This window comes from Inquilinus ginsengisoli (assembly GCF_031453975.1).
Lineage (GTDB): Bacteria > Pseudomonadota > Alphaproteobacteria > DSM-16000 > Inquilinaceae > Inquilinus > Inquilinus ginsengisoli_A.
On sequence record NZ_JAVDPW010000011.1, the window covers coordinates 264,337 to 287,314 of the forward strand.

At 69.8% G+C, this 22,978-nt stretch carries 20 protein-coding genes; 12 read left to right on the plus strand and 8 right to left on the minus strand.

Annotation, left to right across the window (positions count from 1 at the left end):
- Positions 1-69 precede the first annotated feature (69 nt).
- The 7 genes from E9232_RS29240 (at position 70) to E9232_RS29270 (ending at position 7,509) form a co-directional block, all read left to right on the plus strand.
- Positions 70-996: an ABC transporter permease gene (locus tag E9232_RS29240; RefSeq protein ID WP_309800241.1), complete on the plus strand. Its 927-nt coding sequence runs from the start codon at positions 70-72 to the stop codon at positions 994-996.
- Positions 996-1,775, plus strand: a complete 780-nt coding sequence (locus E9232_RS29245; RefSeq protein ID WP_309800243.1) for an ABC transporter permease — start codon at positions 996-998, stop codon at positions 1,773-1,775. Before E9232_RS29240 ends, E9232_RS29245 begins: the two co-directional genes overlap by 1 nt.
- Complete coding sequence (locus tag E9232_RS29250; RefSeq protein WP_309800244.1) at positions 1,762-2,823, plus strand: ABC transporter ATP-binding protein; 1,062 nt, start codon at positions 1,762-1,764, stop codon at positions 2,821-2,823. The genes E9232_RS29245 and E9232_RS29250 overlap by 14 nt, the downstream gene beginning before the upstream one ends.
- Before the next feature lie 3 nt (positions 2,824-2,826).
- Positions 2,827-3,423, plus strand: coding sequence for a cysteine hydrolase family protein (locus E9232_RS29255; protein ID WP_309800245.1), 597 nt, complete (start codon positions 2,827-2,829; stop codon positions 3,421-3,423).
- Positions 3,424-3,427: 4 nt separating this feature from the next.
- The gene (locus tag E9232_RS29260; RefSeq protein ID WP_309800246.1) at positions 3,428-5,653 is read left to right on the plus strand and encodes an MGH1-like glycoside hydrolase domain-containing protein; all 2,226 of its coding nucleotides are present in this window, start codon (positions 3,428-3,430) and stop codon (positions 5,651-5,653) included.
- Between the two features lie 166 nt (positions 5,654-5,819).
- On the plus strand, positions 5,820-6,743 hold the full coding sequence (locus tag E9232_RS29265) for a hypothetical protein (RefSeq protein WP_309800247.1): 924 nt from the start codon (positions 5,820-5,822) through the stop codon (positions 6,741-6,743).
- Positions 6,744-6,834: 91 nt separating this feature from the next.
- Entirely contained in the window at positions 6,835-7,509 is a 675-nt protein-coding gene (locus tag E9232_RS29270; protein ID WP_309800248.1) for a lysozyme inhibitor LprI family protein, read from the plus strand.
- Positions 7,510-7,561: 52 nt separating this feature from the next.
- Here E9232_RS29270 and E9232_RS29275 read toward each other — a convergent pair whose 3' ends face one another.
- The 8 genes from E9232_RS29275 to E9232_RS29310 form a co-directional block, all read right to left on the minus strand.
- Positions 7,562-7,852, minus strand: coding sequence for a hypothetical protein (locus E9232_RS29275; protein ID WP_309800250.1), 291 nt, complete (start codon positions 7,850-7,852; stop codon positions 7,562-7,564).
- A 186-nt stretch (positions 7,853-8,038) separates the two neighbouring features.
- Positions 8,039-8,629 (minus strand): hypothetical protein, encoded by a 591-nt coding sequence (locus tag E9232_RS29280; RefSeq protein WP_309800252.1) that lies wholly within the window; start codon positions 8,627-8,629, stop codon positions 8,039-8,041.
- A gap of 131 nt (positions 8,630-8,760) precedes the next feature.
- Positions 8,761-9,216, minus strand: a complete 456-nt coding sequence (locus tag E9232_RS29285; protein WP_309800254.1) for a GNAT family N-acetyltransferase — start codon at positions 9,214-9,216, stop codon at positions 8,761-8,763.
- 94 nt (positions 9,217-9,310) lie between these two features.
- Positions 9,311-11,443, minus strand: coding sequence for a glycogen debranching protein GlgX (gene glgX / locus E9232_RS29290; RefSeq protein WP_309800255.1), 2,133 nt, complete (start codon positions 11,441-11,443; stop codon positions 9,311-9,313).
- 67 nt (positions 11,444-11,510) lie between these two features.
- Positions 11,511-12,047: a hypothetical protein gene (locus E9232_RS29295; RefSeq protein WP_309800257.1), complete on the minus strand. Its 537-nt coding sequence runs from the start codon at positions 12,045-12,047 to the stop codon at positions 11,511-11,513.
- Positions 12,037-14,754, minus strand: coding sequence for a malto-oligosyltrehalose synthase (treY, locus tag E9232_RS29300; RefSeq protein WP_309800260.1), 2,718 nt, complete (start codon positions 14,752-14,754; stop codon positions 12,037-12,039). Before treY ends, E9232_RS29295 begins: the two co-directional genes overlap by 11 nt.
- Positions 14,751-16,595, minus strand: a complete 1,845-nt coding sequence (gene treZ, locus E9232_RS29305) for a malto-oligosyltrehalose trehalohydrolase (protein ID WP_309800263.1) — start codon at positions 16,593-16,595, stop codon at positions 14,751-14,753. Before treZ ends, treY begins: the two co-directional genes overlap by 4 nt.
- A 42-nt stretch (positions 16,596-16,637) precedes the next feature.
- Entirely contained in the window at positions 16,638-16,835 is a 198-nt protein-coding gene (locus E9232_RS29310) for a DUF2934 domain-containing protein (protein WP_309800265.1), read from the minus strand.
- A 529-nt stretch (positions 16,836-17,364) separates the two neighbouring features.
- Here E9232_RS29310 and E9232_RS29315 point away from each other — a divergent pair.
- Genes E9232_RS29315 through E9232_RS29335 form a run of 5 tightly spaced genes read left to right on the plus strand, consistent with a single transcriptional unit; the run spans position 17,365 to position 22,976 of the window.
- Positions 17,365-18,414, plus strand: coding sequence for a LacI family DNA-binding transcriptional regulator (locus E9232_RS29315; protein WP_309800267.1), 1,050 nt, complete (start codon positions 17,365-17,367; stop codon positions 18,412-18,414).
- A gap of 1 nt (position 18,415) precedes the next feature.
- The gene (locus E9232_RS29320; RefSeq protein ID WP_309800269.1) at positions 18,416-19,378 is read left to right on the plus strand and encodes an ABC transporter permease; all 963 of its coding nucleotides are present in this window, start codon (positions 18,416-18,418) and stop codon (positions 19,376-19,378) included.
- A complete protein-coding gene (locus E9232_RS29325) occupies positions 19,378-20,277 on the plus strand; it encodes a carbohydrate ABC transporter permease (RefSeq protein ID WP_309800271.1) in 900 nt (299 codons plus the stop codon). The genes E9232_RS29320 and E9232_RS29325 overlap by 1 nt, the downstream gene beginning before the upstream one ends.
- A 43-nt stretch (positions 20,278-20,320) precedes the next feature.
- Positions 20,321-21,772 carry an extracellular solute-binding protein gene (locus E9232_RS29330; protein WP_309800272.1) on the plus strand — a complete coding sequence of 484 codons (1,452 nt, stop codon included), beginning with the start codon at positions 20,321-20,323 and terminating at the stop codon, positions 21,770-21,772.
- Positions 21,759-22,976 carry an ADP-ribosylglycohydrolase family protein gene (locus E9232_RS29335; protein WP_309800274.1) on the plus strand — a complete coding sequence of 406 codons (1,218 nt, stop codon included), beginning with the start codon at positions 21,759-21,761 and terminating at the stop codon, positions 22,974-22,976. Before E9232_RS29330 ends, E9232_RS29335 begins: the two co-directional genes overlap by 14 nt.
- Positions 22,977-22,978: the final 2 nt, after the last annotated feature.

Here is a 22,978-nt window from a genome sequence, read left to right on the forward strand (position 1 = left end):
ACGCCTAGAGTGTTGGGAGACAGGCGGCGTGTTGGAATTGTCCGCAATGACGGCGCAAGGGATGAGGCGATGACCGAGACGGCGGTCCCCACCACCGCATCCGCCATCACCGCGCCGGCCGCGGCGATGGGGGCGGAACGCCGCGGCTGGCTGGGCACGGCGGCGCTGCTGCTGCCTGCCTATGGCTGGCTGACGCTGGCGATCTTCCTGCCGCTCCTGATGATGCTCGGCTTCAGCTTCCTCAAGGTCGCGCCGTTCGGCGGGCGGGCGATCGTCGGCACCTTCGACAACTACCTTGCCTTCTTCCGCCGGCCCTATCTGCTCGACGTCGCCTGGACCTCGCTGTCGATCGGGTTCTGGACCACCGGCCTGTCGGCGCTGATCGGCCTGCCGGCGGCGATGGCGCTCGCCCGCGCCACCTTCGGCCGCACCCGGCAGGTGCTGTTCCTGCTGATCATCCTGCCGTTCTGGACCAACGGGCTGGTCCGCGTCTTCTCCTGGACCATGGTGCTGCGCGACGGCGGCATCATCGACGGCCTCTACCATTGGATCGTGCCGGACGCAGCACCGCTCGGCCTGCTCTACACCTATCCCGCCATCGTGGTCGGGCTGGTGCACGCCTACCTGCCCTACATGATCCTGACCTGCTATCTCAGCGTCGTCGCCATCGACGACCAGATCCTGGAGGCGGCGCGCAGCCTGGGCGCCCGCGCCCCGGTGGTGTTCTGGAAGGTGATCCTGCCGCTGGCGACGCCGGGGCTGATCTCCGGCTCGGTCCTGATCTTCGTGCCGGTGATCGGCAGCTTCATGGAGCCGCGGATCCTGGGCGGCCGGGTCGGCGTCACCATGGGCACGGTGATCGAGGACCAGTTCACCCAGGCCTTCAACTGGCCGCTGGGCGCCGCTTTGTCCTTCATCATGCTGCTGATCGTGCTCGCCATCTTCGCCCTGGCCTCGCCGGTGCTGAAGCGGCAGAGCGGGGGAGGGGCCGTCTGATGAAGCGCCTGGGCCTGGTCCATCTCCTGCTGGTCATCGCCTTCCTGTACCTGCCGATCACGGTGATGGTGGTGATGGCGTTCAACGCCTCGCCGCTGTACGAGCTGCCGTTCAGCTTCTCGCTCGACTGGTTCGCCAGGCTGCCGGACAACGACCGGCTGCTGACCGCCAGCGGCAACAGCCTGATGCTGGCGGTGACCACGGCGGTGCTGGCGACCGGGATCGGCGTGCCGGCCTCGCTGGCCCTGTCGCGCCGCAAGTTCCGCGGCCGCACCCTGCTGCAGCTGCTCCTCCTGCCGCCGATCGCCATTCCCTGGCTGATCACCGGCACCGCCATGCTGGTGTTCTTCTTCTCCACCGGCATCGGCCGCGGCCTGTTCGCCATGACCGTCGGCCATGTCGCGCTGGCCATCCCCTATGTCGTGCTGGTGATCGGCACCGGGCTGCAGTCGCAGCGCGCCGATCTGGAGGAGGCGGCGATGAGCCTGGGGTCGACGCCGCTGCACGCCTTCTTCCGCGTCACCCTGCCGTTGCTGCTGCCCAGCATCATCGCCGCGGCGCTGTTCGCCTTCGCCGTGTCGCTGGACCAGTTCGTGGTCTCCTACTTCCTGGCCACCCCCGGCGTCACCACCCTGCCGGTGGAGATCTACTCCGCCATCCGCAAGGGCTTCACGCCGGAGATCAACGCCATCTCCACCATCCTGCTGGGCGCCTCGATGATCCTGGTCCTGGCCTTCGCCCTCTTGTCGAATATGGGAGGCGCCCGTGAGCGGCGTTGAAGTCACCGCCGTCAGCAAACGCTACGGCGCCGCCACGGTCCTCGACCGGATCACCGCCAGCTTCGAGGCCGGGCGGTTCACCAGCCTGCTCGGCCCCTCCGGCTCGGGCAAGACCACGCTCCTGCGCATCGTCGCCGGCTTCGTCATCCCGGATGAGGGCGAGCTGCGCATCGGCGCGGCCGAGGTGACGCGGGTGCCGGTGTGGAAGCGGCGCATCGGCATGGTGTTCCAGTCCTACGCCCTGTTCCCGCACATGACGGTGCTGGAGAACGTGATGTTCGGGCTGAACCGGCGCGGCGTGCGCGGCCCCTCCGCCGCCAAGGAAGCACGCGAGGCGCTGGAGATGGTGCGGCTGACCGGCTTCGAGGCGCGCAGCCCGAAGCAGCTGTCCGGCGGGCAGCAGCAGCGCGTCGCCCTGGCCCGCGCCATCGTCACCAAGCCCGAGGTGCTGCTGCTGGACGAGCCGCTGTCGGCGCTCGACCGCCGGCTGCGGCAGGAGATGCAGGTCGAGCTGAAGCGCATCCAGCGCGAGAGCGGCCTGACCACCATCTTCGTCACCCATGACCAGGAGGAGGCGCTGACCCTGTCCGACCGCATCGCCATCCTCGACCGCGGCCGGATCGTGCAGGACGGGGTGCCGGGCGAGATCTATGAGCGGCCGCGCACCCGCTTCGCCGCCGGGTTCCTCGGCGACGCCAACTTCCTCGAGGGCACGGTCACGGCAAGCGGCGTCGAGGTCGCGGGCGCGCTGGTCCGGGTCGCGGGGAAGTTGCCGGCGGCCGGGTCCAAGGTGACGCTGGCGGTGCGGCCGGAGAAGATGACGATCCTGGCGCCCAACACCGCCAGTTCGTTCGAGAACGCCCTGCCGGCGACGCTGCGCGAGGTGATCTATGCCGGTGCGGTCTCGACCTACCTGCTGACCGGGGCCGATGGCCGCGAACTGAAGGTGTTCGCCCAGAACCGCGCCCAGGACGGCGCCGGGTTCCAGCCGGGCGCGTCCGTCACCCTAGGCTGGTCGGCCGCCCACACCATTCCGATGGAAGACTGAGCCATGCTGCGCTTCGGGCCGCTCGGGCCGAACACCATCCATGTCGCCATCGACCTGCAGCGGCTGTTCGCCGAGGACACGGTGTGGTCGACCCCGACGCTGATGGACATCGTCCCCAACGTCGTCGCCCTGACCAACGCCCAGCCGGGCCGCACCCTGTTCCCGCGCTTCGTCACGCCGCAGGCGGCGGCCGACGCGCCCGGCACCTGGCGCCGCTACTACACCCGCTGGCACGACGTCACCCGGCCGATGCTGGCGTCGGGGATGCTGGATCTAGTGGCGCCGCTGGCGGCGATCGCCCCGCCCGGCAGCATCATCGACAAGCCGACCCATTCCGCCTTCGCGGTGCCGGAATTCGCCGACCGGCTGGCGGCGCTGGGGGCCGACACACTGCTGGTGACCGGGGTGGAGACCGATGTCTGCGTCCTCGGCACCATCCTCGACGGCATCGACCGCGGCTTCCGCATCGTCGCCGTGTCCGATGCGACCACCAGCTCGTCGCTGCCGGGCCATTGCGCCACGCTCGACCTGATCCTGCCGCGCTTCGACCAGCAGGTGGAGATCGTCACGACCGAAGCGGCCCTGCGGGCCTGGAGCTAGCCTGATGCTGCGCGATACCACCGTCCCGCTCGCCCGGGCCTGGAACACCTGGTCCAGCCGCCCGGCCGAGATGGTGTTCCTGCCGCTCGGCGTGCGGGTGACGCCGCTGGCCTTCGCCGGCAGCACCCGCACCGCCACGCTGTTCCCGGCCGGCACCGTCAAATACGGCCGCCATGCCCTGGATGCGTCGCTGGTCGAGCTCGACCTCGACCATGCCGGCACCAGCCTGGCCTGGCGCTGGACCAAGCCCGGGCCGTTCGAAATCGCCGGCACTTGGCGGACGCAGCGGAGCGGCGAGTGGGGCCTGCGCTTCTGGATCAATCTCTGCCTTTCGGCCGAGGGCGGAGAGGTCGCGCGCTGGGACCCCGCCGGCGCCGCGGTGGTCAAGGTCGGGCACCGCTTCGTCGCCCTGGCCAGCGCCGAGCCGCCGGTGCAGGTGACCGGCCATGCCACGGTCGAGGCCGCGGCCGAGGATTACGAGACCAACGGCTATTTCCACCTGGGGTCGCGGTCGGAGGCGGCGCCGGTGCTGGTGCTGCGCTTCAACCTGGAGATGATGAAGAATGGCGGCGTCGGCGTCGCCGTGGCCGACCGTGCCGATCTGGCGATCGCGCGGGCCAAGGCGCTGGCGGCCGCGCCGGGCGACGAGCCCGCGCTGCCCGGCCAGACCGGAGCGCAGGCCGGGTCGCTCGACGCGCTGCGCGACGTCATGGCCTGGAACAGCGTGTGGGACGAGGTCAACGGCCGGCCTTACACCTCGATCAGCCGCAACTGGAACCTGTCGAAATTCGGCGGCTTCGGCGTCTGGCTGAACGACCAGCTGTACAACGCCCTGCTGACTGGCTTTTTCGACCAGGAGATGGCGCGCGAGAACCTGGCCGCGTCGCTGGCCAGCGCCACGCCGCAGGGCAACCTCGCCTGCCTGCTGACCGCCAACGACGCCTGGGTCGACCGCACCCAGTTGCCGATCGGGTCGTTCCTGCTGTGGCTGCTCTATCTCCGCTCCCGCTCCCGCCCAATCCTGGAGCTGGCCTACGGGACGCTGGCCCGCAACCACGCCTGGTGGTGGCGGGAGCGCGACCCGCGCGGCCGCTTCCTGGTGTCCTACGGCACCTCCGATGTGGGGGAGGGGCTGTACAAGGGCACCTCCTTCGGCGCCCGCAACGAATCCAGCATGGACAACTCGCCGATCCATGACGAGGCGGCCTACGACCCGGAAACCCGGACCCTGCGATCGGAAGATGTCGGGCTGAACAGCCTGCTGGCCTTCGACGCCGAGGTGCTGTCCTGGATCGCCGCCGAGTTGGGCGACGACGCGGCGGCCGCGTCGCATGCCGAGATCGCCAACCGCACCCGGTCGCGGATCCGGACCGAGCTGTGGGACGACAGCCGCGGCATCTTCGCCAACCGGCTGTGGTCCGGCGACTTCGTGCGCAGCCTGGGGCCGACCAGCTTCTACCCCCTGGTCTGCGGCGCCGCCTCGCCGCAACAGGCACAGCGCCTGCTGCAGCATCTGCGCGACCCCGCCACCTTCGGCGGCGAATTCGTCATCCCCGGCACGACGCGGGACGACCCGGCGGCCAAGGACAATTCCTACTGGCGCGGCCGGATCTGGCCGCCGCTGAACTGGCTGGTCTGGCACGGGCTGCGCCGCAACGGCTTCGACCGCGAGGCCGTGCGCCTGGCCGACGACAGCCTCCGCCTGTTCCGGCAGGTGTGGGACGAGCGCCGGCTGTGCCCGGAGAACTACAACGCCGAGACCGGCGAGCCGATGGACCAGCCGGACACCGAGGGCTTCTACAGCTGGGGCGCGCTGATGCCGGCGCTCGGCGTTGCCAGGGTGATGGACATCAACCCCTGGGGCGGGTGGGAGCTGGTGAATGACGGCGCCGATGCCACGCTGGGGCCGATCGCCAGCCCGGCCGGCGCGGTGACTTTGCGCATCGCCGATGGCGTGCTGGCGCTGCAGCAGGGCAACCGCACCCTGCTGGAGACCAATTTCGTCGGCCGGCTGTCGCAGCTGCGCTTCGACGCGGGCGACATCGCCGTCACCCTGCCGCCGGACCTGCCCGACGGCGTCTGGCTGCGCTTCCCGTCGCTGGCGCCGGACCGGGTGCTGGACCTGCGCCTCGGCGACGCACCGGCCACCTGGCGGGCCGCAGACGGCGTCACCGTCGATGCGCTGCCCGCCCAGGCCGCCGGCGCGACGCTGCGGGTGTTCCTGGCCTGACGAGGCAGGTTTCCCGCTCCTCTTCGTCATTGCGAGGAGGCGCAGCCGACGAAGCAATCCATGGCGCCGCCTGATATGGATTGCTTCGCTGCGCTCGCAACGACGATTGAGAGGCAGGGAGGCCTCCGCATCGACGAACGGGCGGGGCGCCACCATCTGAATCGCCATGCGCTCCGCCATCCAGCAGCCTGCGGCCCAGGACCGCGCCATCGAGCTTCGGCCGGTCGACGGGGACAAGCCCGGCATCCAGGCGAGGTTTCCCTACGACCGGGCGATGGTGGAGCGCTTCATGAAGGCCTTCCCCCGGGCCCGCTGGCGCGAAGCCGAGGCGGCCTGGTTCATCCCGGGCACCACCGCCGAGCGCCGGCTGACGCGCTGGCTGGCCCGGGAGATGCCGCCGGGCGGCGACCATGGGGATGCCAAGGGGCGGGACGCCTATGCTTTCGATCCCATCGCCAGCCCGTATCTCGAGGTGGCGGACGATCTGCGCGTCCGGACGCCCTATTCCAGGACCGTCATCGACCAGATGCGCGCCATCCCCTGGTCCTGGTGGGATGCGGAGGCCCGGGCCTGGCGGGTGCCGTTCCGGTCCTATGACGAGCTGTGGCGCCGCTGGCCGGAGATCGAGGAGGCGGCGCGCCGCAACGAACCGGAGGAGCGCCGACGGCGCCGGGAGGCCGAATGGGATCCCGAACGCCAGCGCCGCGCCGCCGCCCTGGCCGCCGAGCGCCGCCGCCATCGCTATCCCGTCGCCGCCGACGACCTGCCGCCGCTGGACCGGCCGGTGATGACCGAACGCTTCGGAATGCTGGTGTTCGTCGAGATCGCGGGCGAGGTCGTGGAGCCGGCCGAGGCGGCGCCGTTCTACCCGCATCTGGGGATGGCCCCGATCGACCATGTGTGGGCGGCCTGGCGCCGCCCTTCACTCGACGAGCTGATCGGGGTCTGGCCGGCCCGCGCGGAGGCCGGGGACGCTGAGCGGGCGCGGGGCTGGTGGCGGCCGACCCGCGGCGAATTGCGCCAAGGCCGGCGGGACGCCCGCATCCGGGAGAGGACGAGCGAGCGCCGCGTTGCCGCGAGCGAGGCTTAGCGGCGGCGAGATGCCTCGCTCCGTGCCTGCTTGCCGGCAGCCGCAAGCTGCTATGCTCGTGATCCCAAGCGGACTCGTTGCTGAAGGGGAAATGGATCAGATGAGCATTTGTCGCATTTTCGGTTATGCGCTTTTGATCTTATCGGCCGCATCGTCCCTCGGGCAGGCGCAGGAGGACCCGAGTTTTGACTGCGCCAAGGCACGAACCCATGTCGAGAAGGTGCTGTGTTCCGGCGGCAATTCGGGGATGGGGTGGATCGACCAGACGATGGCCGACCTGTACCAGGCGGTCCACCAGGCCCCGGGGGCGGACGCCGCCGCGCTTCAGGCCAGCCAGCGCGCCTGGCTGGTGCAGCGGAACCACTGCTCCGGCTCCGACGAGAAGGTGATGAACTGCCTGCTCGACAGCTACCGGGCCCGGTATGTGGAACTCTCGGCCCCCTACGACCAGCATCACCTGACGGGCGGATACTCGAACGATCGGGTCGGCGGGTTTCTCGACGGCGTGCTCTTTCCCGACGGTAGCCTGTCGGTCAGCATCTCCTCGACCGGGCCCTCACCGGCCTATGACCAATGCTCCGTCACCTTCCGGGCGCCGCTGGACGGTGGCAAGGTGCACTACGTCGCCCCGCCGGATCCCGACATCCCCGACAGCAAATGCACGGTCGATCTGACGGTGAGCGGCTCCGAGATCCGGGTCGTGCCGACCGATTGCCGGGAGTCCTGCGGCAACGGCGCCTCGTTCGACGGCGTCTACAAGAGGTGATCGGCAGCGCCGAGCCGCCGCCCGGCGTTCGACGAGCTGATCCTCGCGGCGGTCAGTTGAACAGGTCCTGCAGGAAATCCGACGGGCTATCGTTCCGATCACGATCCCGGTCGCGATGCCGGTCATGGTCATAGCGCCGGCCGTGGCGATCCCAGTGGCGATCGCGCCGATCGTCGTCGTGGCGCCGGTAGCGATTGTCGCTGTGCCGATGGCCATCATGCGGGTTGTAGAGACGTGGCTGGTTGGTGCTCTCCCACCCTCCCGCCTGGGCGGGGAGCGTAAGGACCGGCACGATGGTGAGGGCCGCGGCAACAAGGGCGACCCTGGTCAGATGCTTGAGCATCACTGCAGCCTCCATGAGGTTCGTCATGCAGACACCTTGCGGGGAAATATAGTTCCGTTCTCGTAACGAAGGGCTGCTATGCGGCCGTTGGGCTGCGGTCTGCTTCCGCCCGTACCAACAGACCCTTCGCGGTCGAGATCGCCGGCCGGGACGGCGGCGAGCGGGTCTGGAGCGCGCTGGCCTGATCTACCGTCCCAGCGCGATGGCCGAGCCGGTGAACGGCAGCACCAGCGTGTAGCCCTTCGGCGGCGGCAGGATCGGAGCGCCGGTGGCGGTGCCGAACTGGGTGACGCCCCGGCCGATCTGGTCGGCAAGATCGTGGCGGCCGCCGCCGAACTCGAACGGGGTGCTCGCGACCAGACGCGCCGAGAACACGTTGGTGCCGACCAGCGCCTCGGTCTTCGCGCCGATGGTCGCGTCGACCGTCGTTCCCACCACCAGGCTGGTGCGGCGGAAGGTGGCGATGCATTCGCCCTGCGCGAAGGAGGCGGGGTCGTCGAAGGTCCCGGCCGGCCGGCGCTGCAGGTACAGCGAGAATTCGCCGACCGGATCGACCCCGAGCGACAGGCCGCCATTGGTGACCCCCTGCGCCTGGAATGGCCGGGCGGCGAAGGTGAAGTGCGCGGTGGTCTCGCCGCGCTTGCCGTCGAACAGTGGCAGGTCGGGGAAGGGCAGGTGCAGGAAGTAGCCGTAATCGGCCACCGGGCCGTCCTTCCCGGCCTGGTAGAAGCGGCCGGTGACGTACCAGGCAAGCTCGGCGGGAAGCAGGGCGGTCATGGGCGGACCTTCGTCTGGAGGGCTCCTCGTCTAGGAGCCATAGCACGGATAAGGGCGGCGCAGGCCGGTTGTGCCCAAACACCATTCCGGGCCCGATTCTCGTCAACGAGGGATCGCAGGATCGCCGGAAATCAGGCCTTGCCGATCTGTTTGCTCATGTTCACGCCCGTGACGCGAAATCCGCCGGTCCGGTAGATATGCTGCGCCCGCTGATTGTCAGCGGCCACGCGCAGCCGGATCTGTTCGAAGCCTGCATCGGAGAGAGCGGCTTCCAGAGCGCTCAGCGCCCTTGTGCCGAAGCCCTTGCCTTGGTGTGCGGCCAGGATGTGGAAGTCGCTGATGAAGGCCAGGCGCAGATCCTTGTCCGGGTGGTACCAGAGGTAACCGATGGCATCGTCATCGCCATCGGCGGTGATGCAAAGCAAGACCTGGCCGTGCGTGTCCGGGCCGTCCGGCAGGTCGTCCGCGATTTCGCGCCTTGCCTGGGCGAGGGCCGCCGTATCGGAAACGCCGTAATTCGCTGAAATCTCCGCAGCGTATTCAGGAATGAAATAGTCCAGATAGGCCGGGAATTCGGCGCTGCGCATGGGCCGCAATGCAACCATCGCCGAATTCCCCTGCTCGGTTCACGGTGGGATCGTCTGCGACTATGCTCAGCCGAATGCCGATCGGTCCATGATGCTATGCCCCGGTCTGGGCCGACAACAGGGCCAGGGTCCGGCCCTGCAGGGCGAAGGTCTCGCCGGCCGGCAGGCGGGCGCGCTGCGGCGCTTCCGGCTCGGCGGTGTCGACCAGCGCGGTCCAGGAGGGGCCGTCCGGCACCTCGGGCAGCAGGAACGGCACCTCCTCGTGATGCGCGTTCAAGAGGATCAGCAGCGTCGCCTCCGACCCGCGGCGGCGGATGCCGGTCGGCTGCGCCCGGCCGTCGATCAGCATGCCCAGGCAGCGGGTCTGCGAGTTGGTCCAGTCGCCGTTTTCCATCTCCTGCCCGTCGGGGCGCAGCCAGGCGACGTCCTTGACGTCCAGCTCCTCGTTGTAGACGCCGGTCAGGAAACGGCTGCGGCGCAGCACCGGGAAGCGCTGGCGCAGGGCGATCAGCCGGCGGGTGAACTGCAGCAGCTTGCGGCCGTCCTCGTCGATCGCGCCCCAATCCACCCAGCTGACCGCATTGTCCTGGCAATAGGCGTTGTTGTTGCCCTGCTGGCTGCGGCCGAACTCGTCGCCGCCCAGGATCATCGGGGTGCCCTGCGACAGCAGCAGCGTCGCCAGCAGGTTGCGCTTCTGCTGTTCGCGCAGGGCGCGGATGGCGGGGTCGTCGGTCGGGCCCTCGGCGCCGTGGTTCCAGGACAGGTTGTCGGAATGGCCGTCCTTGTTGTCCTCGCCATTCGCATCGTTGTGGCGATCGTTGTAGGAGACCAGGTCGTCCAGGGTGAAGCCGTCATGGGCGGTGACGAAGTTGACGCTGGCCCAGGCCTTGCGGCCGCGCCGGTTGAACACGTCGCCGGAGGCGCTGAGGCGCGAGGCGAGGTCGGCGACCTGGCCGTCATCGCCCTTCCAGAAGCCGCGAGTGGTGTCGCGGAAACGGTCGTTCCACTCGGCCCAGCCCGGCGGGAAGCCGCCGACCTGATAGCCGCCGGGGCCCAAATCCCAGGGCTCGGCGATCAGCTTGACGCTCTCCAGCACTGGGTCCTGGCGGCAGCTGTCGAGGAAGCCGCCGCCCTCGTCGAAGCCATAGGGCTCGCGGCCGAGGATGGTGGCGAGGTCGAAGCGGAAGCCGTCGACCCCCATCTCGGTCACCCAGTAGCGCAGGCTGTCGGTCACCATCTGCAGCACCCGGGGATGGCTGAGGTTCAGCGTGTTCCCGGTGCCGGTGTCGTTGATGTAGTAGCGCTCCTCCGGCATCAGCCGGTAGTAGGAGGCATTGTCGATGCCCTTGAACGACAGGGTCGGCCCGCGCTCGTTGCCCTCGGCGGTGTGGTTGTAGACCACGTCGAGGATGACCTCGAGCCCGGCGTCGTGCAGCCGCGCCACCATCTCCTTGAACTCGGCGGTCTCGCCGGTGGCGGAATAGCGCGGATGCGGCGCGAAGAAGCCGATGCTGTTGTAGCCCCAGAAATTGGTCAGCCCGCGGTCCAGCAGGTGCCGGTCGGCGATGAAGGCGTGCACCGGCATCAGCTCGACCGTGGTGGCGCCCAGGCTGCGGATGTGGCCGATCACCTCGGGGTGGCCGAGCCCGGCGAAGGTGCCGCGTTGCCGCTTCGGCACGCTGGGGTGCTGCATGGTGTAGCCGCGGACGTTCAGCTCATAGGCGACGGTGCGGTCCCAGGCCACCGCCGGCGGCCGCGACCGGCCCCAGGTGAAGGCGGGGTCGACCACCCGGCACTTCGGCATGAAGGGGGCGCTGTCGCGGGTGTCGAAGGACAGGTCGTCCTGCGGGTCGCCGATGGTGTAGCCGAACAAGGCGTCGTTCCAGGCCAGCTCGCCCAGCAGCCGCTTGGCATAGGGGTCGAGCAGCAGCTTGTTCGGGTTGAAGCGGTGGCCGGCGGCGGGCTCGTAGGCGCCGTGGACGCGATAGCCGTAGATCGTGCCGGGGCGGGCGTCGGGCAGATAGCCGTGCCAGACCTCATCGGTGTATTCCGGCAGCTCGACCCGCGCGGTCTCGCGCTTGCCCTCGTCGTCGAACAGGCACAGCTCGACCTTGGTGGCGTTGGCCGAGAACAGGGCGAAGTTCACCCCCAGCCCATCCCAGGTGGCCCCCAGCGGAAAGGGTTGCCCCTCCAGCACGCGGACCGAAGGCTGCGCAGGCTTCTTCATTCGATACCCTTCCGGAGTTCCGTCGCCCGAAGCGGGCGTCTCACAGGCCGTCGCGCCAGCGCGGGCCCTATAGCCCGTCGCGCCAGCGCGACCGCCACATCCGGTAATCCACGCCGTATTCGCTCGCCGGGCTGGTCTCGTTGCCGAAGCGGTCGCGGAACGGGTTGATCACCCGGCGGCCCCGATGCTCGAAGGCATCGGTCACCACCGCAACACCCAACGCCTCGGCCAGCGCATCGTTCCGCAGGCCGCGCAGCAGGGCGAAGGCATCGATGCCGCGCAGCCCCAGCCATTCGTCGACATCGGTGGGCTGCAGGCACAGCCGCCGGCGCCTGCGCCAATGGCCCAGCACATCCCAAACCACCGGGTTCGGGTCGTCCTCCTCCTCGGGCGGGCGGGCGACCACCCGGATGTCCACCCGCTCGGCGAAGCATCCGGTCAGCTCGACCCGGTCGGCGCCGACGATGGCGACGGCCAACCCCAGCCGCTCGAAATGCTCGCGCTGCGGCTCGGCCGCCGCCGGGGTGCGGACCAGCGGCACGCCGGGATGGACCTCGCGTGCGGTGTCGGGGCTCGAGATCAGGCGCAGCACTCTATTGACCATGGCTCTCTCCAAGGTGTCGCACGAAGATCGGCAACCGCTCGAACGGACGGCCCAGATCGAGCGGCACACCCCCCGGGACTTGCTCTCTGCCATCCCCCTCATTGCCCACGCGCGGCAGCTGCAGCGTGGTGCCGGCGAATCCGGTCAGGCCCAGCCCGCCATTCAGCCGGCCGGCCACCAGCCGCGGCACGGCCACGACGATGTGGCGGTCGCCCAGCGACCGGCGCCAGGCCACGACATGTGCCGCGGCCGGGCCCGACGCCGCCACCGGCGCATAGGCGCCGCGGGCGAACAGGGCGGGGTCGTCGCGGCGGTGCCGCAGCAGCCGCGCCGCCAGCCAGTGCTTGATCCGGCCGTCCGGCCAATCGGCGGCGAGCGCGTGCGGGTCGGCCTCGGCCACCTGCTCCAGCCTTTCGGCCAGGCCCATAAAATCGACCGGGCGGCGGTTGTCGGGGTCCACCAGCGACAGGTCCCAATCCTCGGTGCCCTGGTACAGGTCGGGCACGCCGGGCAGGGTCAGCTGCATCGCCAGCTGGGCCAGGCCGTTGACCGCGCCGACCCGCGCGACGCGTTCGGCGAAGGGGGCGATGGCGGCCAGGAAGGCACCGCCGCGCGCCGGGTCCAGGGCGGCGCGGACGAACCGATCCAGCCCGGCCTCATAGGCGGCATCCGGGTCGGTCCAGCCGGTCTCGTCCTTGCCTTCGCGCGCGGCCTTCAAGAGGTAGGCGACGATCCGGTCGGGATAGTCGGCGGCCATGCCGCCCAGCGGCCAGGTGCCGATCACGGTCTGGTAGAACAGGTGCTCGTGCCGCCGGCTCGGCACCGGCCGGTCGTTGCCGCCGCCGCGATGCGGCGCCAGCGCCGCCGACCAGGCCGCCAGCCCGGCCTCCCAGTCCGGTGCCAGCTCGCTCAGCGCCGCCAGCCGGGCGCGGACATCGGCGCCGCGCTTGTGGTCATGGGTCGACAGCGAGGACAGCGCGTCCGGCCAATCCTGCTGGCGCCGGGCGAAGGCGGCATGGAATTCGTCGACCGGCAGGCCGAAGCGCTCGGGCGTGCCGCCGACCTCGTTCAGCGAGACCAGGGGAAAGTGGCGGTAGAAGGCGGTGTCCTCGACCGCCTTGGCGGCGACGGCGCCGGTCAGCTGCTGGAACCGGCACAGGATGGCGCTGGCGCCGTCTGCCCGGCTGCGCCCGGTCACCAGCTCGGCGACCAGCCCCAGCGCCCGGGCGGCGTCCGGCGGCAGGGCCTCGCGGGCGCCGGCGATCGCGGATTCCAGCCCGAAGGCGGTGCCGTCGCCGGCGCCGCCGAGATAGCTGCGATAGGCGGTCAGCCGCTCGATCACCGCCGCCAGGGCCTCGCGGATCGCGCCGCGGGTCAGGTCGCGCCAGGGCCAGTCGGCCCGCGCCAGCCGGTCGACGGCGCCGACCAGCGCCTCGAACGGCGCGGCGAGGGTGCCGGCGATCACCGCCTGGCGGCAGCGCCGGATGGTGTCGTCCATGGTCGCGGTGTCGCCGGTGAAGCGGGCATAGGCGGCGGTCAGGGCGCCGCGCGCATTGCCGTCGACCTGCACCGCATGGATCGCGTTGGCGATCTCGTAGCCGGTGGTGCCGTCGACCGGCCACACCGCGGGCAGGTCCTCGCCGTCGGCCAGGATCTTCTCGACCACGAGATACAGCGGGGCGCCGTCGGGCTTGGCCGCGTCGATCGCCTGGCGCAGCCGCGCGAGGTAGCCGGCGGGATCGGCCAGCCCGTCGATGTGGTCGATGCGCAGGCCCTGGACCTGGCCGGCGGCCACCGCATCGAGGATTCGCCGGTGGGTGGCGGCGAAGACGTCGGGATCCTCGATCCGCACCGCAATCAGGTCGTCGATGTCGAAGAAGCGGCGGTAGTTGATCTCCGCCGCCGCCACCCGCCAATGGGCCAAGCGGTAATGCTGGCGCTCGAGCAGCCGGTGCAGGTCATCCGGGGTTTGTCGCGCGACGGCCTCCGCGATCGCCGCGGCGGCGCCGGGATCACGCGCGACCAGGGCCGCCAGGCCCCCGCGCAGCATCTCGGCCTGGCCCCGGCCGTCCGGCGGCAACGCCTGGAACAGGTCGGCCAGGGCGGTCAGCTGGTCCGCCGATGGCCCCGTGGCCTGGGTCGCCGCCTGCGCCAGGGGCAGGGCGGTGCTGGCGCCGGCCAGCGGCAGCGACAGGCCCGGCACCTCGATGCTGAACCGGCCGAGGGCGGCATCGAAGCGCAGGGCGACGTCGCCCTCTTTCAAGGCCGTGCCATAAGGCTGGCCCAGGATCGGCAGCAGCACCCGGCCGGGCTGCGCCGGGGCGTCCCAATCGATGTCGAACACTGCGGCATGCGGGCTGGACCGGCCCCATTCCAGCACGTCCATCCACCAGGCATTGTCCGGCCCGGTCGCCATGTGGTTCGGCACGATGTCGAGGATCAGGCCCAGGCTGTGGTTGCGCAACGCCGCCGTGAAGCGCTCGAAACCGTCCTCGCCGCCGCGCTCCGGGTCGATCCGGGACGGGTCGATGGTGTCGTAGCCATGGGCCGAGCCGGGACGGGCGGCGAGCAGCGGCGAGGCGTACACATGGCTGATCCCCAGCCGCGCCAGATAGGGCAGGGCGGCGCGGGCATCGTCCAGGGTGAAGCCGGCATGGATCTGCAGCCGCGCGGTGGCGCGCGGCGGGCCGGGCGGAAGGGCGGTCATGCCGGCTGCTCCAGGGCCGCGACCAGGCCCCAGCCGGCGATCCCGCCTGGCAGGGACCCGGCGAGGCCGGCCACGCTTTCATAGACGATCTCGCCGGCCGGCTTCTCCCAGGCCGGACCAGGCCCGGGAGCCAGATGCGCGACGATGCGCAGCCAGCCGCCGCCGGACAGCATCCAGGCCACATCCAGCATCCGGTCCCGGCTGCGGTTGATGCCGGGGCCGATCCGGCGATCCGCCAGCAGCGGCACGATCACCCGGTGGCGCAGCGCCAGCAGGGTGCCGACCAGTTCCAGCCGCAGGGCGGCCGCGGCGTCGTCCTCGGCCGGGGCCAGCACCGCGCTGTCGAAGGTGTCGGGGTCCAGCGCATCCGGCAGCGCCGCCGCATCGTCGAAGCCGGCGAACTGCGCGAACTCCTCGCGGCGGCCCTGCCGCACCACATCCGCCAGCTCGCCCTCGAAGTCGCAGAAGAACGGGAAGGGCTGGCGGCTGCCCCATTCCTCGCCCATGAACAGCAGCGGGATGTGCGGCGACAGCAGCAGCAGCGCGGTCATGGCCTCGACCGCCTCCGGCGCTGCCAGGGCGGTCAGCCGGTCGCCCAAAGCGCGGTTGCCGATCTGGTCGTGGTTCTGCAGGAAGTCGACGAAGGCGGCCGGCGGCAGATGCGCGCTCGGCTCGCCCCGGGATTCGCCCCGGCGCTCCGACCAGTCGCCCTGGTAGACGAAGCCTTCGGCCAGCGCCCGACCCAGCCGCACCACCGGGTCGTGGGCATAGTCGGCGTAGTAACCGTCGGTCTCGCCGGTCAGCACGACATGGGCGGCGTGGTGGAAGTCATCGTTCCACTGCGCCTCGAACCGCGCCGCCGGGCCGGGCGTGCCGATCAGGCGGCGGGCCTCGTTGCGGTCGTTCTCCAGGATCAGGTGGATGTGCCGGTCGGGCAGGGCGGCGCGCGCCGCCGCGGCGATCTCGGTCAGGATGTCGGGCTGGGCCGCATCCTCGATCGCATGCACGGCGTCGAAGCGCAGCCCGTCGAAGCGGAACTCCTCCAGCCAGTACAGGGCGTTGTGCCGGAAGAAGGCGCGCACCTGGGGCCTGGCGAAGTCGATCGCCGGCCCCCAGGGCGTGACCCTCGACCCGTCGAAGAAGGCGCCGGCGTAGTGGCCGAGGAAGTTCCCGGCCGGGCCGAAATGGTTGTAGACGACGTCGAGCAGCACCATCAGCCCGCGCTCATGCGCGGCATCGACCAGCTGCTTCAGCTCGTCCGGCGTGCCGTAGACCGACGCCGGGGCGAAGGGCAGCACCCCGTCATAGCCCCAGCCGCGCGACCCGACGAAATCGGCGACCGGCATCAGCTCGATCGCGGTGACGCCCAGCCGGGCGAGGTCGTCCAGGCGCCGGATGACGCCGGCGAAGCCGCCGGGCCGGCCGATGGCGCCGCAATGCAGCTCGTAGATCACCGCCTCGTGCCACGGCCGGCCGCGCCAGCCTTGTGCGCGCCAGGCATAGCCCTGCGGATCCCACACGATCGACGGGCCCAGCGGCCCGCCCCGCTGGTGGCGCGAGGCCGGGTCGGGCACTTCGGTTCCATCCGGCAGCCGGTAGCGATAGGGCGTGCCGGCCGGCACCGCCGGCACGGTCAGGCCGAACCAGCCGTCACCCTGGCGGTCGAGCGGCAAGTCCGGGAGCTCCTCGCCCAGCACCAGCGTGATGCCGTCCACCCCCGGTGCCCACAGGCGGAAGCGCACGCTGCCGTCGGCCCGAAGCTGGGCGCCGAACGGCAGGTCATGTGTCGAGCCCACCGCCTCGGCGATGTCGGGCCTTTGGGCGGCCGCCGAAGGGGTCACTGCGGGCTCTCCCCGGTCGCACCGGGCAGCTTCGGGCTGTCCTCAGCCACGGTTCGACGCAATCTTCGGGCCAAGGTCCTCGGCGCCCTCGGGCACGCCGGCCGTGCTCTCGGTCTCGTCCACCTGGATCTCCGCCTCGGCCCGGATCCAGTGGTCCTGCTCCTGGCCTTCCGGCCGGCCCAGCTGCTCCCAGATTTCGTAGGCTTTCTGCCGGATCCGGCTCTCTCGATCGTCGCTCATCTGCGTCTCCCATCCGAGTATTGGACCGATGTCCAATGATATGGTTGCTAGGTGTTCTCTATTCCCGCTGGAAAGTGTTAACGTTTTGTAAAATGTAGATCGTATGTCCGCTGATAAATTGTGCCAAACTTACATCCGGACTCACATCGAATATTGTCCGGCAAATAGTCCGCGCCGCCCGGAAGCTCCGCGAATTTTGCCGGTCCGTCCCCGGGGCGGGCGCACCAGAGGCTGCGCCATCCAAGTTTCGGGATCTCGGGAGGTCATCCGAACGGCGCGGTGCGCCCGCACGCATGGCCTCACCAGGACAATAGCGACGGCAAGATCGGGTTCCGCCGGCCGATGGGAAAATTCGGTGCCAATCCGGATGTGGGAAAATAGTCCTTCCAGGACCGGAATGGACTGCCCATAATCCCCGCAGGCGATGCCCGCTTGACGGGCGGAGCAAGAGATTGGTAACGTTCCCACACCCCATTCCATGGGGCAAAGGCCGGCTGCAGACAAAAAGCCGATCCAATGGGAGACCTCCTTGAACGGCAAGCGCGACCGCCAACCCACCATCATCGACGTCGCCCGCCTGTCCGGCGTGTCGAAGACGACGGTGGCGCGGGTGTTGTCCGGCATCGGCGCGGTGCATGCCGAGACCCGCCGGCGGGTGGAAGAGGCGGTCCAGCAATCCGGCTACGAGCGCAACCACCTGGCCTTCGGCCTGCGCACCGGCCGCAGCCGCACCCTGGGCCTGGTCATCCCCGACATCTCCAACCCGTTCTGGGCCGATCTCGCCCGCGGCGCCCAGGACAAGGCTGAGGCCGAGAAGCGGTCGCTGCTGATCTTCAGCTCCGACTGGGATGCGGAGCGTGAGCGCCGGCACCTGCAGGTGCTGCGCCAGGCCCGGGTCGACGGCATCATCCTCAACCCCGCCACCGACGACAGCGGGCTGCTGCGCCAGACCGAGGCGCCGGTCGTCGTCATCGGCTCCAGCGGCGAGCGCTTTCCCGAATACAGCAGCGTGCGCAGCGACGTCGCCCAGGGCGTGCGCCTGGCCCTCGACCACCTGATCGCCGCCGGGCACCGCCATATCGGGCTGGTCAACGGCCGCGACCGGCGGGTGGCGCGCACCCGTTTCGTCACCGAGGCACAGGCCCATTGGCAGCGCCACGGCTTCGACGCCTCGGCGCTGCCGATGGACGAGGGCGACTACACCGTCGAATCCGGCCAGGCGGCGATGACGCGGCTGGTCGAGCGCGAGGGCGGCCGCATGACCGCGGTCTTCGCCGCCAACGACATGATGGCGGTCGGCGCCATCCTGGCCGCCCGGGCCGCCGGCCTGGCCTGCCCGCGCGACATCTCGATCATGGGCATGGACGGGGTCGAGGCCGGCAGCTTCACCGATCCCGGCCTGACGACGGTCGACAAGCCGCGCTACGACATGGGGGTGGAGGCGACCCGCCTGCTGCTGGCCGAGATCGACGGCGCCGGCGACATCGTGCGCACCGTGCTGCCCTGCCGGGTGGTCGAGCGCGCCTCGGTCGCCGCACCGCGCCGCAGCGTCAGCCCGGCGCGGAAGAAGAGCGCCTGACATGACCGGCATCGGCGACACCACCCCGACCTTGGCTACCGCCCATGGGAACGTTCCCAAAGTGACCAGGCCGTCGGCCCTGCGGCGCGCCTGGCGCTGGCGCGGCTACTACCTGATGCTGCTGCCGGGCATCCTGTACTTCGTCGTCTTCCACTACCTGCCGATCTGGCAGACCAAGCTGGCGTTCCAGGACTACCGCATCATCGGCCCCAGCCTCTGGGTCGGGCTGAAGCATTTCCGCCTGCTGTTCGACAGCCCGGTGTTCACCCAGGTGCTGTGGAACACCGTGCTGATCAGCGCCATGAAGCTGGTGCTGCTGTTCCCGGTGCCGGTGATCGTGGCGCTGCTGGTGAACGAGGTGCAGGGCCACCGCTACCGCCGCTTCGTCCAGTCGGCGATCTACCTGCCGCACTTCCTGTCCTGGATCGTCATCGCCGGCGTCTTCATCGCCGTGCTGTCGCCGATCGACGGCACGGTCAACGACCTGCTCGGCCTGGTCGGCATGGCGCCGATCCCGTTCATGACCTCGAGCGGCAGCATCCTCTGGGTCCTGGTGGTCTCCGAGATGTGGCGCAGCGCCGGGTGGGATTCGCTGCTGTTCCTGGCCGCGATCATGACCATCGACCCCGGGCTGTACGACGCGGCGACGATCGACGGCGCCGGGCGCTGGCAGAAGATCCGCCACGTCACCCTGCCGGCGCTGGTGCCGACCATGGCGACGGTGTTCATCCTCAACCTCGGCGGCTTCATGAGCGCCGGATTCGACCAGGTGTTCAACTTCTCCAACGACGCGATCCGCGACCGCATCGACATCCTCGACACCTATGTCTACCGCATGGGGATCATCGGCGGCGAATACGCCTATGCCACCGCCGCCGGGCTGTTCAAGGGCGTGATCGGCATGGCCATGATCCTGGGCGCCCATCTCGTCTCCAAGCGCCTGACCGGCAAGGGGGTGTGGTGATGGCCTCCCGCATCCGCCGCACCCCGTTCGAGCGCATCGAATACGCCATCATCTGCTCGACCCTGCTGCTGATGGTGGTGGTGACGGTCCAGCCGATCCTGAACCTGCTGGCGGTCTCGCTGTCCGACGGCGCCAAGGTGCCGGGGATGAGCGGCCTCGCCATCCTGCCGGAGGGCTTCTCGCTCGACGTGTGGCGGGTGCTGCTGACCCATCCCCAGGTGCTGGCCGGGCTGGGCAACAGCCTGCTGATCACGGTCGCCGGCACCGTCATCAACGTGGTCGCCACCACGCTGATGGCCTGGGCCCTGTCGCGGCCGGGGCTGCCGGGGCGGCGGGCGATCCTGATCTTCATCCTGGTGACCGTGGTGTTCGACCCCGGCGTGGTGCCGGACTACCTGGTGATGAAGCAGATCGGCCTGCTCAACTCCTACTGGTCGGTCATCCTCTACCGCGGCGTCTTCGCCTGGTACCTGATCGTGCTGATCCGCTTCTTCGAGGAGATCCCGAAGGAATTGATCGAGGCGGCGGAGATGGAGGGCGCGTCGCCGCTGCAGACCCTGTGGTACGTGGTGGCGCCGCTGGCGCTGCCGGCGATCGCCACCATCACCCTGTTCTACACCGTGCTGCACTGGAACGAGTATTTCCGGGCGATGATCTACCTGAACGACCCCGGGAAATGGCCGCTGCAGGTGGTGCTGCGCCAGTTCGTGGTCGAAGGCGACAAGTCGCTGATGGTCGGCATCGACGCCATGAACAACTACACCGGCGGCAGCCAGATCGACCTGCGGGCGCTCAAGGCCGGGATGATCATCCTGACCCTGCTGCCGGTGCTGGCGATCTATCCGCTGATCCTGAAGTTCTTCACCAAGGGCACCATGAGCGGGGCGGTCAAGGGATGACCCACGCCATGGCCCACAAACAAGAAATCATGGAGGAATCGCGATGACCAAGACGCTTCTGGGACCCGCTCTGGCCCTGGTGTTCGCTGCTGCTCTCACCTCCGGGCCGTCGGCCTGGGCCGCCGACCCGGCCACGATCCGCATCGTCAGCAAGGACTTCACCAACTCGAACCCCGACGACGTCAAGCTGCTGGCGGCGATCGAGGCCGGCATGGCGGCGCAGGGCCATCCGGTGAAGCTGGAGCTGGTCGACCTGCCCCCCGGCGGCTATGCCGACAAGCTGTCGCTGATGCTGCTGTCGGGCGACATCCCGGACCTGATCTACTTCCAGGGCGGCGACCAGAAGATCGTCGAGCAGGGGCTGCTCGAGGATTGGCGCCCCTGGCTGGAGAAGGCGCCGCATCTTAAGCAGGCGCTGTGGGCCCACAACAAGCCGCGGCTCGAGAACTATCCCTATCTGATCTACCCATTCCCGGTGCGGGCCAAGGTCGGCGTGATCCGCCAGGATTGGCTGGAGAAGACCGGCCTGCCGGCGCCGCAGACGCTGGATGACTGGGAGGCGCTGTTCCGCGAGATCGTCGATTCCGATCTCGACGGCGACGGCAAGAAGGACACCTGGGGCATCACGGTGGCCACCATCCCGCCCGCCGGTGCGACCGACGAGTTGGACGAGATCTTCAACCAGGCCTTCGGCGTCACCGCCACTTGGATCAAGGATCCGTCGGGCCAGTGGATCAGTGCCCGCGTCTCGACCCAGGAACGCGACAAGATCGCCTTCTACCACAAGCTGTTTGCCGAAGGCCTGCTCGACCCCGACTTCATCACCACCAAGTGGGACACCCGCGAGGACAAGTTCTACTCCGGCCGGGTCGGGGTGGTCCTCGGCGTGGTCGGCGTCAACATCGACATCTACCAGGGCAAGATGCGCCAGGTGCATCCGGGCGTGAACCTGGTGCCGCTGGACCCGCCGAAGGGCCCGGGCGGGCAGGGCCTGCGCGCCGTCGACGTCAGCCGGGAAAGCCGCGGCTTCGCCATGTCGGCCCTGTCCGAGCACAAGGACGATGTGGTGGCGCTGCTGGACTTCATGGCCAGCCCGCAAGGCCAGCAGATCGACCGCATGGGCTTCGAGGGCGAGGAATGGGTCAAGGACGGCGGCACCGTCAAGACCACCGACAAGATGAGCACCTGGTACCCGCGCTTCCTGATCGCCCAGCCGGAGACCTGGATGCCGCCCGCGCCGCTGCTGTCGGCCCAGGCCGAGAAATCGATCGCCATCGCCCAGAAGTTCTATTCGCCGGACGACAGCTTCGTCTTCCCCAGCGACTACACCGCCCAGCTCGATGCGCTGGAAAACATCTACCGCAGCTATGTCTGGAAGTTCGTGTCCGGCGAACTGCCGATGGAGAAGTGGGGCGACTACGTCGCCGACTGGAACGCCAATGGCGGCACCGCCGTCACCGAATATGCGAGGACCAAGCTGAATGGCACCAACTGACGCCGCGCTCTCGCTCAAGGGCCGGATCCGCGGGCTGCTGCATGGCGTCGCCTTCGGCGATGCCATGGGGGCGACGGTCGAGAAGCTGTCGGCCGCCGAGATCCGGCAGCGCTACGGCCGGGTGACCTCGCTCGACGTCGAATGGCACCGCATGGCCGAGCCGGAGGCGGGCCGCGGCGGCCGGATCCGCGGCCGCGGCATCATCACCGACGACACGCTGATGACGCTGTGCCTGATGGCGGTCTATGAGGAGGAGGGCCGCCATCTCGACGCCTGGGACATGGCCGGCGGCATGGTCCGCCAGATCGCCTGGACGCCGCGCTGGATCCCCGAGATGCAGCGCGAGACCATGCTGATCGAGCGGCTGTTCTATCCGGAGAAGTGGATCTTCCAGCGCCATCAGCTGGCCAATTGCGACCCGCGCGAGGGCGGCATCGGCAACATGGTCAATTGCGGCGCCGCCATGTACATCGCCCCGGTTGGGGTGGTGAACGCCTGCGACCCGCGGGGGGCCTATGACGAGGCCATCGACCTCGCCGCCGGCCACCAGCACAGCTATGGGCTGGAGGCGGCGGGGGTGCTGGCCGCCTGCGTCGCCGCCGCCATGGTGCCCGGCACCACCATCGAGGCGGTGGTCGAGGCGGCAATCGGCCTGGCCAAGGACGGCACCCGCGCCGCCATCGCCGACATCGCCGAGGCGGCGCACCGGCTGAAGCCGCATCGCGCCGACCACGCCCGGGTGACCGAGGAGTTCCAGGCGATCATCGGCCGCTACTCCAGCATGGGCGACGACGTCCACCGCCGGCCCGACAAGGCCGGGCTGCCGACCCACGACTACACCCCGTCGCGGCTGCGCGCGATCGAGGAGCTGCCGCTGGCGCTGGGCTTCTGCCTGGTCAATGGCGGCGACTTCCGCGCCTCGATCCTCGACGGCGTCAACTCCGGCCGCGACACCGATTCGATCGGCTGCATGGCCGGCGCCATCCTCGGCGCGATGCAGGGCGAGGCGGTGATCGACCCTGATGACCGCGACCTGCTGGACCAGGCCAACCGCTTCGACCTGACGGCCGAGGCCGACCGCTTCCACGGCGCCGTCGCCGCCATCCTCGCCGCCGACCTCGACCGCAGCCGCGCCCGCGACGCCCAGCGCCTCGCGCTGGCCGTCGACCCCCATCCGCCGGCCCGCGCCGCCGCCGGCCGCTGACC

Bases quoted from the DNA above. Each gene is read 5' to 3' on its own strand.
- E9232_RS29275 (WP_309800250.1), bottom strand. From the start codon at position 7,852: ATGCTCAAGCATCTGACCAGGGTCGCCCTTGTTGCCGCGGCCCTCACC.
- E9232_RS29310 (WP_309800265.1), bottom strand. From the start codon at position 16,835: ATGAGCGACGATCGAGAGAGCCGGATCCGGCAGAAAGCCTACGAAATC.
- E9232_RS29335 (WP_309800274.1), top strand. From the start codon at position 21,759: ATGGCACCAACTGACGCCGCGCTCTCGCTCAAGGGCCGGATCCGCGGG.
- E9232_RS29255 (WP_309800245.1), top strand. From the start codon at position 2,827: ATGCTGCGCTTCGGGCCGCTCGGGCCGAACACCATCCATGTCGCCATC.
- E9232_RS29240 (WP_309800241.1), top strand. From the start codon at position 70: ATGACCGAGACGGCGGTCCCCACCACCGCATCCGCCATCACCGCGCCG.
- E9232_RS29320 (WP_309800269.1), top strand. From the start codon at position 18,416: ATGACCGGCATCGGCGACACCACCCCGACCTTGGCTACCGCCCATGGG.
- E9232_RS29330 (WP_309800272.1), top strand. From the start codon at position 20,321: ATGACCAAGACGCTTCTGGGACCCGCTCTGGCCCTGGTGTTCGCTGCT.
- E9232_RS29280 (WP_309800252.1), bottom strand. From the start codon at position 8,629: ATGACCGCCCTGCTTCCCGCCGAGCTTGCCTGGTACGTCACCGGCCGC.
- treY (WP_309800260.1), bottom strand. From the start codon at position 14,754: ATGACCGCCCTTCCGCCCGGCCCGCCGCGCGCCACCGCGCGGCTGCAG.
- E9232_RS29295 (WP_309800257.1), bottom strand. From the start codon at position 12,047: ATGGTCAATAGAGTGCTGCGCCTGATCTCGAGCCCCGACACCGCACGC.
- E9232_RS29325 (WP_309800271.1), top strand. From the start codon at position 19,378: ATGGCCTCCCGCATCCGCCGCACCCCGTTCGAGCGCATCGAATACGCC.
- E9232_RS29260 (WP_309800246.1), top strand. From the start codon at position 3,428: ATGCTGCGCGATACCACCGTCCCGCTCGCCCGGGCCTGGAACACCTGG.
- E9232_RS29265 (WP_309800247.1), top strand. From the start codon at position 5,820: ATGCGCTCCGCCATCCAGCAGCCTGCGGCCCAGGACCGCGCCATCGAG.
- E9232_RS29285 (WP_309800254.1), bottom strand. From the start codon at position 9,216: ATGCGCAGCGCCGAATTCCCGGCCTATCTGGACTATTTCATTCCTGAA.
- glgX (WP_309800255.1), bottom strand. From the start codon at position 11,443: ATGAAGAAGCCTGCGCAGCCTTCGGTCCGCGTGCTGGAGGGGCAACCC.
- E9232_RS29270 (WP_309800248.1), top strand. From the start codon at position 6,835: ATGGATCAGATGAGCATTTGTCGCATTTTCGGTTATGCGCTTTTGATC.
- E9232_RS29245 (WP_309800243.1), top strand. From the start codon at position 996: ATGAAGCGCCTGGGCCTGGTCCATCTCCTGCTGGTCATCGCCTTCCTG.